Source organism: Streptomyces sp. NPDC006372 (genome assembly GCF_040612515.1).
In the GTDB taxonomy this organism is placed as follows: Bacteria; Actinomycetota; Actinomycetes; order Streptomycetales; family Streptomycetaceae; genus Streptomyces.
Window position 1 is genome coordinate 57518 of record NZ_JBEXQJ010000034.1, and the last position, 17524, is coordinate 75041.

Below are 17524 nucleotides of genomic sequence, written 5' to 3' on the forward strand. Positions count from 1 at the left end.
ACGTCTTCACCGTCATGACCGAGGGTGCACCGAATGGGCGCACTTCTTCACACGGCCCGTCGCCGAACCATGGGCGGGGGTATTGCGCCCCGAATTCCGAAGCGGGCACTTCGGCGCCAATTCCCCAAGCCGTGCCATGGACTTGGCGCCCGGCGTGCCGCCCCGCCGCATCCTCGCCCGCCATGTGCAGATGTGCTGGAGGTTCGGCCCCCGCCCCCGTCAGACCGCCGCCGGCTGCATCAGCCGGGCCAGCAGATCGTCCAGGGTCACCAGGCCGGTGAGCCGGCCCGAGACGTCGCGGACGACGGCCAGGGACGACCGGCGGCGGCGCAGCACCTCGATCGCGTCGGCGACCGTGGTGGCCTCCCTCAGCTCGGGCACCGGGCGGGCCAGCTCACGGGCGGTCGTGGCCCGGCCCCGCGCCCGGGCGACCAGGGCGTCACGGGCGTGGACGGAGCCGAGGACGGTACCGCCCTCCCGGACGAGCAGCCGGGTGCGGTCATGACCGGCGGCCAGCCGCAGCAGGGCGTCGACGTCCGCGCCGCCCTCGACCCACGTGATGCGCGCGGCCGGGACGGACAACGCGGCGACGGGCGTCTCCGGCTCGGTCAGCGACCGGGTCAGCAGCTGCGAGTCGGTCGCGCTGATCAGCCCGAGCCGCTCCGACTCCTCCACCAGGTGGGTCAGCTGCTCCCGGTCGTGCACCGGGGCCAGCTCGTCGCGCGGGGCCACCCGGCACAGCCGCACCAGCGCGTTGCTCACCGCGTTGAGCAGCCGGATCAGCGGACGCACGGCCCGCACCACGGCCCGGAAGGGCGGCGACAACAGCATCGCCGAGCGCTCCGGGTGGGCGATCGCCCACGACTTGGGGGCCATCTCACCGACGACCATGTGCAGGAACACCACCACGACCATCGCCACGGCGAACGCCACGCCGTAGCTCACGGCACTGGGCAGCCCCAGCTTGTGCAGCAGCGGGTCCAGCTCGTGCGAGATCGCCGGCTTCGACACCGACCCCAGGCCCAGCGTGCACACGGTGATGCCCAGCTGGGCACCGGCCAGCATCAGCGACAGCTCACGCATGCCGGCCAGCGCCGCTCCGGCTCCGCGCCGCCCCTCGGCCGCCGCCTTCTCCATGCGGTGCCGCTTGGCGGCGACCAGCGCGAACTCGGCCGCCACGAAGAAGCCGCTGCCGATCAGCAGCAGTACGGTCACGAAGACCGCCATCGGGAAACTCACGCCATCTCCTCGGCTTCTTCCACGGCCCCCACCGGCGGGCCGATCCGCACCCGGTCGGCCACGTGCCGGTCGAGCGTCCGGACCTCGATCACGGCCCGGCCGCCCTCGGGCAGCCCGACCGTGACCCGGTCGCCCACCGTCGGGAAGCGGCCGAGCCGGTCCACGACCAGGCCGGCCACGGTGTCGTAGTCGTCGTCCTCAGGCAGCCGGACACCGGTCGCCTCGGCCACCTCGTCCAGCCGGCGTCCGGCGTCCACCAGCCAGCCGTCGCCGTCCGCGACGGCGAGCAGGGTGACCCGGTCGGACTCGTCCGCGATGTCGCCGACCAGTTCCTCGGCGATGTCCTCGTACGTGACGATGCCGGCCACGCCGCCGTGCTCGTCGAGGACGACCGCGAACTCGTCGTCCTGCTCGCGCATCCGCGACACCGCGTCCGGCAGTGCCAGCGTGTCCGGCAGCAGCAGCGGACGGCGCGCCACGGCACCGGCGGTGGCGGCCGCGAGGCGGGCCGCGGGCAGCGCCATCAGCTCGCGCACCCCCAGCACGCCCACGATGTCGTCCGGGTGGTCACCGAGGACGGGGTAGTTGGAGTGGCCGTGCGCGGCGATCAGTCCGACCGCCTCGTCGGCGCCGGCGTCCGTGCGGACGAAGACGGCGTCGGCGCGCGGCACCATCACCTCGTGGAGGGTGCGCTCGGAGAACTCCAGCGCGTGGTCCAGCAGGGCGGCGGTGTCCTTGGGCAGCGCGCCCTGCTCGTGGGACTCGCCGATCAGATGGCCCAGTTCCTCCAGCGTCGCACCGTGGTGCAGCTCCTCGACCGGCTCGATGCCGACCCTGCGCAGCAGCTTGTTCGCCGCGTTGTCGAAGATCCGCACCACCGGGCCGACGATCTTCAGATACGCCAGCGTGGACGGGGCCAGCGCCTTCGCCAGCCGCTCCGGCACGGCGATCGCGAGGTTCTTCGGCGCCAGCTCACCCAGCACCATCTGCACGACCGTGGCCAGCACGAAGGCGAGCACGACGGCGATGCCGCTCACGGCCGCGCCGGGCAGGCCCAGCCCGGACAGGGCGGGTCTGAGCAGCGCGGACACCGACGGCTCGGCGATGAAGCCGACGACCAGTCCGGTGACGGTGATGCCGAGTTGCGCGCCCGACAGCATGAACGACAGCCGCTCCAGCACCTTCAGGGCGCGGACGGCCGCGCGGTCCCCGGCCTCGGCCGCACGGGCGAGGGCGAGCCGGTCGGCGGAGACGTACGCGAACTCCTGGGCGACGAAGTAGCCGGTGCCGGCGGTCAGCACGAACACGGCGAGCAGGCCCAGCAGAGCCTGTGCGGCACTCACCGACCACCACCCCGCCGTGTGCCGCGATCACTCGTGTCGTGGCGGGATGGTCGGGGACTGTGCCCCGGAGGGTCCGTCGGTCTGGCGGACAAAGAAGTCGCTCCTTGTGTGAGGTGTGCACTCGGGACAACGACCGTCGTCGTGCCCGTGTTCCCGCCCGAATTCTACGACGGTGTAGAGACAGCCGCTCAAGTGCCTCGGGGCTCCTGGGCGAGGTCCGGCACCAGCCCGCGCATCGCCGCGCACTGGTCCGGCCCCATGAAGCGGGCCAGGCCCTCGGTGACCGTCTCGGCGAGTGCGCCGGAGGTGTCGGTGAGGAGGCGGCGGGCCTTGTCGGTGAGGGCGACCTCGATGCCGCGCCTGTCGCCGCACACCGACCGGCGGGTGACGAGGCCGGCGTGCTGGAGGCAGGCGATCTGGTAGGTGAGGCGGGTCTTGGGGCGGCCCAGGAGTTCCGCGACCCGGGTCATGCGCAGGCCGCCCTCGGGCTGCTCGGCGAGCAGGCACAGCACCAGGAACTCGTCGTGCGAGACGTCCAGCTTCTCCTTCACGACCGCGCGCAGTCGCTGCTCCACGGCTCCCGTGGCGGCGAGCAGCAGCATCCAGGCGCGCAGCTCTGCCGGCAGCAGCCCGGCGCCCCCGGTGGGGCATTCGGGCAGGTCGGCGGGGTGCTCCTGAGGTTCGGCCATGCGGTCCAGCGTACCTGTCGTCCAAATTTGAAGGAGAGGGGTTGTTCAAATTTGGACGAGGGGCTAGCGTGCGGTTCATCGAAACAGTCATCCAATTTTGGACGACATGAGTGTGGGAGAAGATCATGACCGTCGCCGTGGAAACCGGACTGTGGCAGCTCGACGCGACCGCATCGACCGTCGGCATCCGGCACAGGACCATGTGGGGCCTGGTCACCGTCAAGGGCGGCTTCGGCGCCCTCAGCGGCACCGGAGAGGTCCGGCCCGACGGGTCCGCCGTCGGCACCCTGACCGTCGACGTCGCCACTCTCGACACCGGCAACGCCAAGCGCGACACCCACCTGAAGGGTGCCGACTTCTTCGACGCCGGCCACCACCCCGAGATCACCTTCGTGGCCCGCAGCGCCGAGCTCCGCGACGGCGACCAGGTGCACGTCGTCGGCCAGCTCACCGTGCGCGGCGTCAGCAGGCCGCTGTCCCTCACCGCACGCCTGAAGGACGGGGACGCGGCGGGGCTCACCCTGGAGGCGGAGTTCAGCGTGGACCGCGAGCAGTTCGGTATGGGCTGGAACCAGCTGGGCATGATCCGCGGCCGGACCACCGTCACCACCACGCTCCGCTTCGTCCGGGCCGCGGGCTGACGTCGCGGTCAGCCCCTTCCGCGCACCGCCTGCCGGGCAGGCGAGCGGGGCCTGGACGGAGGTGAAGAGGCCGGTGTGAGGGGAGTAAGGACCCGCCCCGCGGTCAGTACACGTCCCGCACGTACCGCTTGTCCGCCGCGAGTTGCTTCACGTACGCGGCGGCCTCCGCCTCGCTCAGCCCGCCGTGCGTCACCGTGATGTCCCGCAGCGCCCGGTCCACGTCCTTCGCCATCCGGGAGGCGTCGCCGCACACGTAGAAGCGCGCGCCGTCCCGCAGCCAGTGCCACAGTTCCGGCCCGTGCTCGCGCATCCGGTCCTGCACGTACACCTTGTTGCGCTGGTCCCGGGAGAAGGCGGTGTCCAGGCGGGTGAGGGTGCCCTCGTCGCGCAGCGCCGTCAGCTCGTCCTCGTAGTAGAAGTCCGTCGCCCGGTGCTGCTCCCCGAAGAACAGCCAGTTGGGGGCCCGGTGGCCCAGCGCCCGCCGTTCCTCCAGGAACCCGACGAACGGCGCGACGCCGGTCCCGGGGCCGACCATGACCATCGGCGTCGACGCGTCGGCCGGGGGCCGGAAGTGCGGCGCACGCTGCACGAACACCGGCACCTCGGTGTCCGGCCCGGAGTCGGCGAGGAACGGCGAGCACACCCCGCCGCGGGCCTGCCCGCGCAGGTTCTCGTACCGCACCACGGACACCGTCAGCGACACCTGCCGCGGATCGACCAGGGGGCTGGACGATATGGAGTACAGCCGGGGCTGGAGCCTGCGCAGCACCCCCGCCCACTCCGGCGCGCTCGCCCGCACCCCGTACTCGGCGACGACGTCCACGGCCTGCCGCCCCCAGCTCCACTGCGCGAGACCGTCCTTGTTGTCGGGCCGCAGCAGCCTGCGCAACTCGTGGTCGTCCCGGGCGCGTTCGGCGACGAAGCGCAGCAGGTCGGGCGTGATCCTCGTGATGTCGAGATGCCGGCGCAGCGCCTCGGCGAACGGTACCTCCCCGACACCGCCCACCTCGACGGCCGCCCCGGCGTCCAGCCCGGTCACCGCCAGCCACTCCGCCACGAGGCCGGGGGAGTTGACCGGCCGCACGCCGAGCGCGTCCCCGGCCTCGTACGCCAGGTCCGTCCCGCTGGTGTCGAAGGTGAACCGCCGGACCTCCTTGCCCGCGCCGGGCCGGCTGAGCAGCCGGTTGCCGACGAGCCGGACGGTCGTGGCCGGCGGCTTGGAGGCGGACCTGGACGCGGGCCGGGGCGCGGGCGTCGCCTTCGGTTCCTCCGTGGTGGTGCCGCCCAGTGCCGACAGCACCTGGTCGAGCCACGCCCCGGCGGAGGTGTCGTAGTCCGGCTCGCAGTCCGTGCGCGGGGCCAGCCGCACCCCGCCCAGTTCGTCGAGCCGCGCGTCCAACCGCCGCCCGTGCCCGCAGAAGTCGTCGTACGAGGAGTCGCCGAAGGCGAGCACGGCGTACCGCACGCCGTCCAGCCGCGGGGCCTGCTCGGCGGCGAGTTCGTCCCACAGGCCGGAGCCGTTGTCGGGCGCGTCGCCGTCCCCGAAGGTGCTGGTGATGAAGAGCAGGTCGGCGGTGCGGGCGAGCGTGCCGACGTCGGCCTCGTCCATGCCGACGAGTGTCGTGCGGTGCCCGGTCGCGGTCAGCCGCTCGGCGGTGGCGGTGGCGAACTCCTCGGCGTTGCCCGTCTGCGAGGCCCACAGCACGACGACCTCACGACCGTCCTGGTCTCCCTTCCGCGGCGGCGCGGCGGCTTCCGTCCGCGAGTACATGCCCGCGAGGACGCCGTTGACCCACAGGGCGTGCTCGGGGGAGAAGGGCGCGTCGGGCGGCAGCACCGGCACACCCGGGGCGCCCGAGCCGAGCCCGGCGAGGAAGCCCGTGAGGTACCGCCGTTCCTGCGCCGAGAGCACCGGCGGCGGGGAGGGTTCGAGCCCGAAGGGGTCGGCTCCGCGCGGCGTCACGGTCGCCGGGACGAGTGCCGCCGGTTCCTCGTCCCCGGGCGTCGCCACCTTCGCCAGTGACACGGCGCACACCTTGAACTCCGGCTGGAACGACAGCGGATCGACCGCGTCGCTCGTCACGGCGTTGACGCTCAGGTACTCGCCGAACAGGTCGTTCCAGTGGAACGGCGCGAAGCAGCACCCCGGCCGCACCCGGTCCGTCACGACCGCCGGCAGCACGGCCCGCCCACGCCGCGAGGAGACCTCGACCGGATCGCCCTCGGCGACGCCGAGCGCGTCCGCGTCCCGCGGGTGGAGCTCCACGAAGGGCCCGGAGTTCAGCTTGTTGAGCTTGGCGACCTTGCCGGTCTTGGTGAGGGTGTGCCACTGGTGCTGCACCCGCCCGGTGTTGAGGACGAACGGATAGTCGTCGTCGGGCATCTCGGCGGCGGGCAGATGGGGCCGGGCGAAGAAGACGGCACGACCGCTGTCGGTCGGAAAGCGCGGCTCACCGTCCCCGACGTACCGGACGGGGTTGCGCGCCGGTCCGTCCTCCCGCGCGGCCGGCCACTGCACGGGTGTCTCGCGCAGCCGCCCGTAGGACACCCCGCGCAGATCCCACCCGGTTCGCGGGTTCCAGAACCGCCGGATCTCCTCGAAGACCTGCTCGGCGCTGTCGTACGAGAACCCCTTCTCGTACCCCATGGCGCACGCCACCTCCGCGATGATCCGCCAGTCGGCCATCGCCTCTCCGGGCGGGTCCGCGGCATGCTGGGCCAGTGTGAGGTTGCGCTCGCTGTTGACGAAGACGCCCTCCGCCTCGGTCCACATTGCGCCCGGCAGGACGACGTCGGCGTACGCGTTCGTCTCGGTGTCCGTGAACACGTCCTGCGTGACGACGAACTCGGCGGCCTCCAGGCCCTCGATGACCGTGCGGCGGTTGGCGACGGAGGCGACGGGGTTGGTGCAGATGATCCAGCAGCCCTTGATCTCGCCCTCTGCCATCTTCCGGAACATCTCGACGGTGCCCTGCCCGGCCCCGTCCGCGCGCAGCGTCCCGGGCGGCAGCTCCCACACCTCCTCGGTGAAGGACCGCTCGTCGGCCACCAGCACCGACCGCTGGCCCGGCAGCCCGGGGCCCATGTAGCCCATCTCGCGTCCGCCCATGGCGTTGGGCTGACCGGTGAGGGAGAACGGCCCGGCCCCCGGACGGCAGATCGCGCCCGTCGCCAGATGCAGGTTGACCAGCGCGTTGGTGTTCCAGGTGCCGTGCGTGGACTGGTTGAGCCCCATGGTCCAGCAGCTCATCCACCGCTTGCCCGCCGCGCCGATCAGCCGGGCGGCCTCGCGCAGATCGTCCTCGGCGAGCCCGGTGATCTCCGCGACCGCAGCCGGGGTGTAGTCGGCGAGGAACCCGGGCAGGGCCTCCCAGCCCTCGGTGTGGGCCGTGACGAACGCGTCGTCGGTGTGCCCGCCGGCATGCAGCAGATGCAGCAGGCCGTTCAGCAACGCGAGGTCGGTCCCGGGCCTGACCTGGAGGAACAGGTCGGCCTTGGCGGCGGTGGCGGTCCGGCGCGGGTCGACGACGATCAGTTTGGCCCCGGCCTTGACCCGCTCCATCATCCGCAGGAAGAGGATCGGATGGCAGTCGGCCATGTTCGACCCGATGACGAGAAAGGCATCGGCCTGCTCGAAGTCCTCGTACGACCCGGGTGGCCCGTCCGCCCCCAGCGACAGTTTGTAGCCGGTGCCCGCGCTCGCCATGCACAGCCGCGAGTTCGACTCGATCCGGTTCGTCCGGACGAACCCCTTGGCCAGCTTGTTCGCCAGGTACTGGGCCTCCAGGCTCATCTGCCCGGACACGTAGAAGGCGACCGCGTCCGGCCCGTGCGTCTCGACGATCTCGCGCAGCCGCCGCGCGGTCTCGGCGATGGCGTCGGCGACGGGCGAGGGCACCGGTTCCTCACCCCGGTCGTCCCGGACCAGCGCGGTCGTCAGCCGGCCCGGTGCGGCGAGCATGTCGGCCGTGGTCGCGCCCTTGGTGCACAGCCGGCCCGCGTTGGCCGGATGGGCCTTGTCGCCGGACGCCTTCAGCACCGTGCGCCGCCCGTCCGGCCCCGTCGCGACATCGAGGACGAGGCCGCAGCCCACACCGCAGTACGAGCAGACGGTGCGCACCTGCCGCGTCTCCTGCCGGGTCCCGGGGGTCGTGGTCATGCCCCCGACGGTACGAATCGTCCGTTACGCCTCTGTCACACGGCTTGATCATCAGGGGTTACGCCCGTCACACAGCCGCCTTCCGGCCGTTGTGAGGTGCTTTGGCGTCGCTGAGCGTGTCGCTGTTGGGCCGAACGGGTGACCGTGCGCAACAATTGGCCGATGCAGACAGCGAGTGCGAGCCAGGACGGAGCATGCCGGTGAACAGCCACGATGTCACCGACGAACAGTGGGAGGGGCTCGCCCAGGTCGTGCCGCTGCGGGGCCGGGACGCCTGGCCGTCCTCCGTCGGCCACCGGTCCATACCCGAGGCCGAGACGGAGACGCGCCGCCGCTTCGTCGTCCTGCGCGTCAACGTCTTCGCCGACGCGCGTGACGTCGCCGAGCGGCTGATGGCGGGCGTGCCCGTGCTGCTCGACCTGACCGGCGCGGAGACGGATGTCGCCAAACGCGTTCTCGACTTCAGCACGGGCGTGGTCTTCGGCCTGGCGAGCGGAATGCACCGGGTGGACCGCAACGTGTTCCTGCTGACCCCGGCGGGGACCGAGGTGACCGGGCTGATGGAGGGGGTCGGCATTCCGGGGGTGTGAGTCCCCGCCCGAAAGGCCGGGTCGCTCGATCGTAGGAAGGCCCCGCAGACGGAACGGTTCGTCCCGCCGGCGGAGCCCGGCGACGCCCTACCGTCCGGATATGACCCAGCCCCCCGCTCCCGCCCCCCTCGTACCGCCCGGCCCGCCCTCGGACGGCGCCGTGCACCCCGGCCGCCCCCGGATCACCGAACTGCGGCTGTCCGCCTTCACCACCCACCGTCGCGCCGTGCTCCCGCTCGGGCCGCTCACCCTGCTCGCCGGTCCCAGCGGCAGCGGCAAGTCCAGCGCGCTGCGGGCGTACGAGGCGCTCGCCCGGCTCGGAGGAGGTGCCGGGCTCGGTGAGGCATTCCCGGACCCCGTCGCCTGTGTGCCGGAGCGGGCCCGGCCCGACGCGCAGCGCCGGCGCGGCTTCCGGATCGGGTGCACGGCCGACGGCCCGGCCGGTCCCGTCCGGCTCGACGTCGCCGTACAGGCCGAGCCCGAACTGCGCGTCGTGGGGGAGCGGTTGACAGCCGACGGGCTGGTCCTGCTGGAGACCGCCCTGCGCGACCCCGGGAAGCGCGCCGTGCAGGCCGCCTGGCACACGGCCGGACCGACGCCCGTCACCCGCGGCCCGCTGCCGGACGACCGGCTCGGTACGACCCTGCTGCCGCTGCGCGTCGCCGGCAAGACGCCCGGGCAGCGCAGAGTGCTGGCCGCGGCCGAGCAGATGGTGGTTGCCCTGCGCTCCGTCTTCGCCTGCGATCCCGATCCGGCCCGGATGCGCGGCCCCGTACCGGCCGGTTCCGGACGGCTGCTCGGCGGCTGCGGAAACCTCGCCGACGTCCTGTGGCGCACCCGCGCCGAATGCGCGCGCCGGCACACGCAGTTCGTCGCGGCGGTACGCGCCTGCTGCGCGGGACCGGTGGCGGACGTCCTCGCCGCACCGGTGACGGAACAGCGCGCCCTGCCGAACGGCACCGGTACCGGCACCCGGGCCGGTGTGCTCCGCGCGGCCCTCGACCGGGGCGACGGCACCACGACGGACCTGCGGCGGCTCGGCGACGGCGAACTGCGCTACCTCGCCCTCGCGTTGGTCCTCTTCACCGGCCCCGGTGTCCTGGAGGTCGATCCGGCCGGTGAGGTGCCCGCCGCCCTGCAGACCCTCACCGTCCTCGCCGACGGCTTCGACCGGAACCTCGACGTACGGCAGCGGCACGAACTGCTGCGGCTGGCGGCCCGGATGTGCGAGCGCGGGCACATCCGGCTCGTCGGCGCGGTCAGCGACGCCTCGTGGGCCGACGGGACGGAGGGCGTCACGGTGGTACACCTGAGCCGTGACTGACGAACCCCTGGACGTGGCGGGACTGCAACACCGGCTGGCCGAGTTCGCCGCCGCGCGGAACTGGCAGCCGTACCACACCCCCAAGAACCTGGCCGCCGCGCTCAGCGTGGAGGCGTCCGAACTGGTCGAGATCTTCCAGTGGCTGACACCCGAGGAGTCGGCCCGCGTCATGACCGACCCGGACACCGCGCACCGCGTCACCGACGAGGTCGCCGACGTGCTCGCGTATCTGCTCCAGCTGTGCGAGGTGCTCGGCATCGACCCGCTGGCCGCACTGGACGCCAAGATCGACCGGAACGAGCGGAGGTTCCCCATCTAAGGAGCGGCGCAGTCCACTTGTACAGTGAGTAACCAAAATGCGGCCCGATTCCGAATTGTTGTCCGCTAATTTCCGTCTTCCTCTGGCTTTTCGTCTCAGAGCCCTTCACTCTGGGTAGTGAACAAGGGAGTTCGAGCGGATGGACGCGCCCAGCGCGTCGCGACAGGACGGGGCAGCGCATGGACGCGGTGCGGCTCATCGTGACGAGCAGGCGGTCCCTGGCCGCGGGCGGCGACGTGCCGGAGATCCTGGCCGAGGTGTGGCAGGCGCAGGCTCTGGCGCAGGCCATAGGGAGTCGGCTGGCTGTCTCCGGCCCGCCCGAACTGCGCGGCGAGGCACTGGGGTTGACGGAACTGGCGGGCCGTGGCTGCGGCGTCCTCGACCCGCCCGAGCTGGCCCCCGGTGAGCTGCGGGCGAGCCGGCTCACCGAGCTGGGCGACGCCCGTCAGACCTTGATGTGCCTCGGCGGTCTCCTCGGCGAGGTCGGCATCGCCCTGGTCGGCCTCGCCTGCGCCGCGGACGACGAAGGCACCTACTGGCAGTGCATGGAGGCCATCGACGCGGCGGACGAGTCCCGCGACCGCGTCCTGGAGATGCTCCGCAGACTCGCCGACCGGGAGCAGGCACTGCCCGAGATGGAGGCGGGGTAGGGGCGGGAGCCGTGGGAGGGCGCGGGGGATGACCGCTGCCCGACGGACCCCCGGGGGCGGAGGGGAGTGACGAGCTCGCCGCGGGCACCCGCCGGGGACGGGTCTCAGCCGGCCTTCCCCTCCTCGCCGGAGCCCGGCCCCCGTCCGGCGTCCCCGGCCGCCTGAAGGTCCGCGTCCAACGCCGACAGATCCGCGTTCAACGCCGCCATCAGCTCCTCCATCTGCTGCAACAGCCCTTTCGGCTGCCCGGTCCCGCCCTGCTGCGGCACGGTCTCTTCGGACATGACGGCCTCCTCGGCCCATGGCCCCACGGGGAGGCCGACGCGGGTGACGCCCCGGCGGTCACCGCCCGGCGCGGAAGCCGGGGGCTCCGGCTCCGCCCGAGCAAACGATCACCACCGGGGCCGGTCACTGGCCCGGTCACGGGGCACACGCGGTATGGACGTAATTTCACCCGACCGGGGACCGGGCGGCACGGGGGACCGGCCTCGTGGCCCCGCCCCCCGGCATGCAGGATGGAAACATGGATCTTCGCATCTTCACCGAGCCCCAGCAGGGGGCGACCTATGACACTTTGCTCACCGTGGCCAAGGCCACGGAAGATCTCGGATTCGACGCGTTCTTCCGTTCCGACCACTATCTCCGCATGGGCTCCGCGGACGGCCTGCCCGGCCCCACCGACGCCTGGATCACCCTGGCCGGCCTCGCCCGCGAGACCAAGCGCATCCGGCTCGGCACCCTGATGACCGCCGGCACCTTCCGGCTGCCCGGCGTGCTCGCGATCCAGGTCGCACAGGTCGACCAGATGTCCGGCGGCCGCGTCGAGCTCGGCCTCGGCGCCGGCTGGTTCGAGGAGGAGCACAAGGCCTACGGCATCCCGTTCCCCAAGGAGAAGTTCGCCCGCCTCGAGGAACAGCTGGAGATCGTCACCGGCCTGTGGGCGACGGAACTCGGCAAGACCTTCGACTTCCACGGCACCTACTACGACCTCACGGACTCTCCCGCGCTGCCCAAGCCCGCGCAGGGCAAGATCCCCGTGCTCGTCGGCGGCCACGGCGCCACCCGCACCCCCCGGCTGGCCGCGAGGTACGCCGACGAGTTCAACATTCCCTTCGCCTCGATCGAGGACAGCGAGCGTCAGTTCGGCCGGGTGCGCGCCGCCGCCGAGGAGGCCGGCCGCAGCGGCGACGACCTGACCTACTCCAACGCCCTCGTCGTCTGCGTCGGCCGGGACGACCAGGAGGTGGCCCGCCGGGCCGCCGCCATCGGCCGTGAGGCCGACGAGCTCAAGCTCAACGGCCTGGCGGGCTCCCCGGCCGAGGTCGTCGACAAGATCGGCCGCTACGCCGAGACCGGCGCGAGCCGCATCTACCTCCAGATCCTCGACCTGGACGACCTCGACCACCTGGAGCTGATCTCCTCGCAGGTGCAGTCGCAGCTGTCGTAGGGCCGGTGCGGCAGGGCGGTCGTCACGGCTTGCGGGCGACCGCCACGTAGAGGGGTATCTCCTCACCCCCGCGTCGGTCCTGGCCGGGTGCACTCCGCTCGGGGTGCCACTGGGCGGCCAGGACCACGCCGGGATCCACCAGCTCCAGCCCCGTGAAGAACTCCGAGAACTCGGCGCGGGTCCGCACCTGAGCCGTCGTCCCGCCCTTGCGGTACACCTCGACGACCCGCTCCCAGGTCTCCGGATCGAAGTCCCCGGTCGCGTGGGAGAGCGTCAGGTAACTGCCCGGAGCGAGCGGTTCGAGCAGTTCACGCACGATCCGGAGGGGCTCGTCCTCGTCCCCCACCAGGTGCAGCAGAGCCACCAGGGACAGCGCGACCGGCCGGCCGAAGTCGAGGGTCTCCCGGGCCGCCGCGATGATCTTCCCCGGCTCCCGTACGTCGCCGGAGACGTAGGCGGTCCGGCCCTCACGGGTGCTGTGCAGCAGTGCCTCGGCGTGCCGCAGGACGATCGGGTCATTGTCCGCGTACACCACCCGGGCGTGCGGGACGACGCCCTGGACGATCTGGTGGAGGTTCGGCTCGGTCGGAATGCCGGTTCCGATGTCGAGGAACTGGTGGACGCCCCGCTCGGCCAGCAGCCGGGAAGCGCGGTGCATGAACGAGCGGTTGGCCCGCGCCATTTCACGGACGGCCGGGAAGAGGGATACGACCTGGTCGGCCGCTTCCACGTCGACCGGATAGTTGTCCTTCCCGCCGAGGAAGTAGTCGTACATACGAGCCGAGTGGGGCTTGCCGGTGTCGAGGTGGTCGGTGCTGCGCCCGGCGTCTGTCACGTGAGGCCTCCGCATCTGTGCGTGCGTGGGCGCTCCGCCCGAATCCCCCTCGAACGCCCGGTCGACCGGGAGGCTAGCGAAAATTCCCGGGTGCTGCCGCTGCCCGCTCTGTACGGTGGGCGTATCCGCAGTTCAGACCAGTGATCGAGGTCGACCCACCGTGTTCCTGACCCTCACCACCACCGGCACCCCGGAGCGTCCCGCCACCGACCTCGGCTTCCTGCTGCACAAGCATCCCGAGAAGGCGCAGGCGTTCTCCACCTCCTACGGCACGGCCCACGTCCTCTATCCCGAGGCGGACGCCGAACGCTGCACGGCGGCGCTGCTGCTGGAGGTGGACGCGGTGGCACTGGTCCGGCGCGGCAAGGGCAAGGGCCGCGGCGGCGCCCCGGACGCGGCACTCGCGCAGTACGTCAACGACCGCCCTTACGCCGCCTCCTCCCTCCTCGCCGTGGCGCTGAGCAGCGTGTTCTCCAGCGCGATGCGCGGCGTGTGCAACGCCCGCCCCGAACTGCCCGCGCTGCCAAGGCCGTTGCGGATCGAAGTGCCCGCACTGCCCGCCCGCGGCGGCCCCGCGCTGGTACGACGGCTCTTCGAACCCCTCGGCTGGACGGTCACCGCCGAACCCGTCCCGCTGGACACCGAGTTCCCCGAATGGGGCGACTCCCGGTACGTCCGGCTCGAACTGGAGTCCGCCGACCGCACCCTCGCCGAGGCCCTGCGGCACCTGTACGTCCTCCTCCCGGTGCTGGACGACGCCAAGCACTACTGGGTCTCCTCCGAGGAGGTCGACAAGCTGCTGCGCGCCGGTGAGGGCTGGCTGGCCGGCCACCCGGAGCAGAAGCTGATCACCAGCCGCTACCTCTCGCGCCGCTGGTCGCTGACCCGGCAGGCGACCGAGCGGCTGGAGCTGGTGCGGCTCGCGGAGACGGACGACAGCGAGGTCGAGGAGATCGACAACGCGGTCGAGGGGGAGACCGAGACCGAGGAGCGGCCGACCCCGCTCGCGGTGCAGCGCCGGGAGGCGATCACCGCGGCGCTCAAGGCCTCCGGGGCCGCCCGGGTGCTCGATCTGGGCTGCGGCCAGGGCCAGTTGGTGCAGGCCCTGCTCAAGGACCCGGCGTTCACCGAGATCGTGGGCCTTGACGTGTCGATGCGGGCGCTGACCATCGCCTCCCGGCGGCTGAAGCTGGACCGCATGGGGGAGCGGCAGGCCGCACGCGTGAAGCTCCTCCAGGGCTCGCTCGCGTACACCGACCGCCGGCTCAAGGGGTACGACGCGGCCGTGCTCAGCGAGGTGATCGAGCACCTCGACCTGCCCCGGCTGCCCGCCCTGGAGTACGCCGTGTTCGGCTCGGCCCGCCCGCGCACCGTCCTCGTGACCACCCCGAACGTCGAGTACAACGTGCGCTGGGAGAGCCTCCCGGCCGGCCACGTCCGGCACGGCGACCACCGCTTCGAGTGGACCCGCGCCGAGTTCCGCGCCTGGGCCGAGGCGGTGGCCGCACGGCACGGCTACGACGTCGGGTTCGAACCCGTCGGCCCCGACGACCCGGAGGTGGGGCCACCCACCCAGATGGCCGTGTTCACCCTGACCACCCCGAAGGAGGCGAAGGCGGCATGACCGACGTACAGAACGCCACGGACGTACCCGAGGGGCGCGTGCTGCCCGTCACCGACCTCTCCCTCGTGGTGCTCGTCGGGGCCTCAGGCTCCGGCAAGTCCACCTTCGCCCACCGGCACTTCAAGCCGACCGAGATCATCTCGTCCGACTTCTGCCGCGGTCTCGTCTCGGACGACGAGAACGACCAGGGCGCCACCAAGGACGCCTTCGACGTCCTGCACTACATCGCGGGCAAGCGCCTCGCCGCGGGCCGCCGCACCGTCGTGGACGCGACCAGCGTGCAGCCCGACGCCCGGCGGCAGCTGATCGACCTGGCCAAGCGGCACGACGTGCTCCCCATAGCCATCGTGCTCGACGTGCCCGAGGCGGTGTGCGCCGAGCGCAACGCGGCCCGCCGCGACCGCGCGGACATGCCTCGCCGGGTCATTCAGCGCCACACCCGCGAACTCCGCCGCTCCCTCAGGCACCTGGAGCGCGAGGGCTTCCGCAAGGTGCACGTCCTGCGTGGCGTCGAGGAGGTCGAGCACGCCACCGTCGTCACCGAGAAGCGCTTCAACGACCTGACCCACCTCACCGGTCCCTTCGACATCATCGGGGACATCCACGGCTGCTCCGCCGAACTGGAGGCGCTGCTGGCCAAGCTCGGATACACCGACGGTGTCCACCCCGAGGGCCGCACGGCCGTCTTCGTCGGCGACCTGGTCGACCGCGGCCCCGACAGCCCGGGCGTGCTGCGCCGCGTGATGGCGATGGTGAAGTCCGGCAACGCCCTGTGCGTGCCCGGCAACCACGAGAACAAGTACGGGCGCCACCTCAAGGGCCGCAAGGTCCAGCACACCCACGGCCTCGCCGAGACCGTCGAGCAGATGGCGGGCGAGAGCGAGGAGTTCGTCGCCGAGGTACGGGAGTTCATCGACGGCCTCGTCAGCCACTACGTCCTCGACGGCGGCCGGCTGGTCGTCTGCCACGCCGGGCTGCCCGAGAGGTACCACGGCCGCACCTCCGGCCGGGTCCGCAGCCACGCCCTGTACGGCGACACGACCGGGGAGACCGACGAGTTCGGCCTGCCGGTGCGCTACCCGTGGGCGGAGGAGTACCGGGGACGGGCTGCCGTGGTCTACGGGCACACCCCGGTCCCGGAGGCCACCTGGCTCAACAACACGATCTGCCTGGACACCGGTGCAGTCTTCGGCGGCAGGCTCACCGCGCTGCGCTGGCCGGAGCGCGAACTGGTCGACGTTCCGGCCGAGCGGGTCTGGTACGAGCCGATGAAGCCGCTGCGCACCGAGGCACCCGGCGGGCACGACGGCCGCCCGCTGGACCTCGCGGACGTGCACGGCCGGCGGGTCGTGGAGACCCGGCACCAGGGCCGTATCTCCATCCGCGAGGAGAACGCGGCGGCGGCCCTGGAGGTCATGAGCCGTTTCGCGGTGGACCCGCGGCTGCTGCCGTACCTGCCGCCGACGATGGCACCGACGGCCACCTCGCAGGTTGAGGGCTACCTGGAGCACCCGGCGGAGGCGTTCGCCCAGTACGCGCGGGACGGCGTCGCGCGGGTCGTGTGCGAGGAGAAGCACATGGGATCGCGCGCGGTGGTTCTGGTGTGCCGCGACGCGGAGGCGGCCCGCAAGCGCTTCGGCGTGGACGGACCGACCGGCTCCCTCTACACCCGCACCGGCCGACCGTTCCTCGACGACGGTGCTCTCACCGAGGAGATCCTCGACCGGCTGCGCACGGCGATCGGCGAGGCCGGCCTCTGGGACGAGCTGGAGACGGACTGGCTGCTGCTCGACGCCGAGCTGATGCCCTGGTCGCTCAAGGCCTCCGGGCTGCTCAGGTCGCAGTACGCCGCCGTGGGGGCCGCGTCCGGCGCGGTGCTGCCGCAGGCGCTGGCCGCCCTGCGGGGCGCGGCCGCGCGGGGCGTGGACGTGACGGACCTGCTGACCCGGACCGGCGAACGGTCCGCCGACGCCGCCGCGTTCACCGAGGCGTACCGCCGCTACTGCTGGACCACCGACGGCCTGGACGGCGTCCGCCTGGCACCGTTCCAGATCCTCGCGGTCCAGGGGCGCAGCCTCGCCGCGCTGCCGCACGACGAGCAGCTCGCCCTGCTCGACCGGCTCGTCGAGCACGACGGCAGCGGCCTGCTCCGGACCACACGTCGGCTGTACGTCGACACCGCTGACCCGGAGTCCGTCCGGGCCGGTACCGACTGGTGGCTGGAGATGACCGGCCGCGGCGGCGAGGGCATGGTCGTCAAGCCGGTCGGGGCGCTGGTCCGGTGGGGGTCCCCCCGCTCGAGCGAAGCCGAGAGTGGGGGAGGCGAGGGCCGCCTGGTGCAGCCCGGCATCAAGTGCCGTGGCCGCGAGTACCTGCGGATCGTCTACGGCCCCGAGTACACGCGCCCGGAGAACCTCGCCCGGCTGCGCTCGCGGTTCCTGAACCACAAGCGGTCGCTGGCGATCCGCGAGTATGCGCTGGGGCTCGAGGCCCTGGACCGGCTGGCCGAGGGTGAGCCGCTGTGGCGGGTGCACGAGGCGGTCTTCGGCGTGCTGGCTCTGGAGTCGGAGCCGGTGGACCCGAGGCTGTGACCGTGATCCCAACAGTCCCTGGTTAACCGCTGGTTGCCGTGCTAACTTCGCTGGTCGGTCAAGCAGGTGAACC

The 17524-nt window shown here is 72.4% G+C and carries 14 protein-coding genes; 8 read left to right on the top strand and 6 right to left on the bottom strand.

Going from position 1 to position 17524, the window contains the following annotated elements; all coding sequences use genetic code 11:
- Nucleotides 1-219: 219 nt before the first annotated feature.
- The 3 genes from ABZ016_RS34695 to ABZ016_RS34705 form a co-directional block, all read right to left on the bottom strand.
- Complete coding sequence (locus ABZ016_RS34695) at nucleotides 220-1239, bottom strand: hemolysin family protein (protein WP_356920683.1); 1020 nt, start codon at nucleotides 1237-1239, stop codon at nucleotides 220-222.
- Nucleotides 1236-2582: a hemolysin family protein gene (locus ABZ016_RS34700; protein ID WP_356920684.1), complete on the bottom strand. Its 1347-nt coding sequence runs from the start codon at nucleotides 2580-2582 to the stop codon at nucleotides 1236-1238. Before ABZ016_RS34700 ends, ABZ016_RS34695 begins: the two co-directional genes overlap by 4 nt.
- A gap of 188 nt (nucleotides 2583-2770) precedes the next feature.
- Nucleotides 2771-3271, bottom strand: coding sequence for a MarR family transcriptional regulator (locus tag ABZ016_RS34705; RefSeq protein ID WP_356920685.1), 501 nt, complete (start codon nucleotides 3269-3271; stop codon nucleotides 2771-2773).
- A 125-nt stretch (nucleotides 3272-3396) separates the two neighbouring features.
- On the opposite strand from ABZ016_RS34705, the gene ABZ016_RS34710 reads away from it, so the two are divergent.
- On the top strand, nucleotides 3397-3912 hold the full coding sequence (locus tag ABZ016_RS34710; RefSeq protein ID WP_356920686.1) for a YceI family protein: 516 nt from the start codon (nucleotides 3397-3399) through the stop codon (nucleotides 3910-3912).
- 103 nt (nucleotides 3913-4015) lie between these two features.
- Here ABZ016_RS34710 and ABZ016_RS34715 read toward each other — a convergent pair whose 3' ends face one another.
- A complete protein-coding gene (locus ABZ016_RS34715; protein ID WP_356920687.1) occupies nucleotides 4016-8071 on the bottom strand; it encodes a bifunctional nitrate reductase/sulfite reductase flavoprotein subunit alpha in 4056 nt (1351 codons plus the stop codon).
- A 194-nt stretch (nucleotides 8072-8265) separates the two neighbouring features.
- Here ABZ016_RS34715 and ABZ016_RS34720 point away from each other — a divergent pair, with 194 nt between their 5' ends.
- The 4 genes from ABZ016_RS34720 (at nucleotide 8266) to ABZ016_RS34735 (ending at nucleotide 10954) form a co-directional block, all read left to right on the top strand.
- Nucleotides 8266-8661, top strand: coding sequence for a cell division protein SepF (locus ABZ016_RS34720; protein WP_030244370.1), 396 nt, complete (start codon nucleotides 8266-8268; stop codon nucleotides 8659-8661).
- 100 nt (nucleotides 8662-8761) lie between these two features.
- On the top strand, nucleotides 8762-9985 hold the full coding sequence (locus ABZ016_RS34725) for an ATP-binding protein (RefSeq protein ID WP_356920688.1): 1224 nt from the start codon (nucleotides 8762-8764) through the stop codon (nucleotides 9983-9985).
- On the top strand, nucleotides 9978-10304 hold the full coding sequence (locus ABZ016_RS34730; RefSeq protein ID WP_356920689.1) for a nucleotide pyrophosphohydrolase: 327 nt from the start codon (nucleotides 9978-9980) through the stop codon (nucleotides 10302-10304). The genes ABZ016_RS34725 and ABZ016_RS34730 overlap by 8 nt, the downstream gene beginning before the upstream one ends.
- Nucleotides 10305-10483: 179 nt before the next feature.
- Nucleotides 10484-10954 (top strand): DUF6099 family protein, encoded by a 471-nt coding sequence (locus ABZ016_RS34735; protein WP_356920690.1) that lies wholly within the window; start codon nucleotides 10484-10486, stop codon nucleotides 10952-10954.
- Between the two features lie 104 nt (nucleotides 10955-11058).
- Here ABZ016_RS34735 and ABZ016_RS34740 read toward each other — a convergent pair whose 3' ends face one another.
- Complete coding sequence (locus tag ABZ016_RS34740) at nucleotides 11059-11238, bottom strand: hypothetical protein (protein ID WP_356920691.1); 180 nt, start codon at nucleotides 11236-11238, stop codon at nucleotides 11059-11061.
- Between the two features lie 239 nt (nucleotides 11239-11477).
- Between ABZ016_RS34740 and ABZ016_RS34745 the strand changes: the two genes are divergently transcribed.
- On the top strand, nucleotides 11478-12401 hold the full coding sequence (locus ABZ016_RS34745) for an LLM class F420-dependent oxidoreductase (protein ID WP_356920692.1): 924 nt from the start codon (nucleotides 11478-11480) through the stop codon (nucleotides 12399-12401).
- 22 nt (nucleotides 12402-12423) lie between these two features.
- Here the strand turns inward: ABZ016_RS34745 and ABZ016_RS34750 are convergent, their stop codons facing one another.
- Entirely contained in the window at nucleotides 12424-13236 is an 813-nt protein-coding gene (locus ABZ016_RS34750; RefSeq protein WP_356920693.1) for an SAM-dependent methyltransferase, read from the bottom strand.
- 160 nt (nucleotides 13237-13396) lie between these two features.
- Here ABZ016_RS34750 and ABZ016_RS34755 point away from each other — a divergent pair, with 160 nt between their 5' ends.
- Nucleotides 13397-14860 carry a 3' terminal RNA ribose 2'-O-methyltransferase Hen1 gene (locus ABZ016_RS34755; RefSeq protein ID WP_356920694.1) on the top strand — a complete coding sequence of 488 codons (1464 nt, stop codon included), beginning with the start codon at nucleotides 13397-13399 and terminating at the stop codon, nucleotides 14858-14860.
- A complete protein-coding gene (locus ABZ016_RS34760; RefSeq protein WP_356920695.1) occupies nucleotides 14857-17451 on the top strand; it encodes a polynucleotide kinase-phosphatase in 2595 nt (864 codons plus the stop codon). The genes ABZ016_RS34755 and ABZ016_RS34760 overlap by 4 nt, the downstream gene beginning before the upstream one ends.
- Nucleotides 17452-17524: the final 73 nt, after the last annotated feature.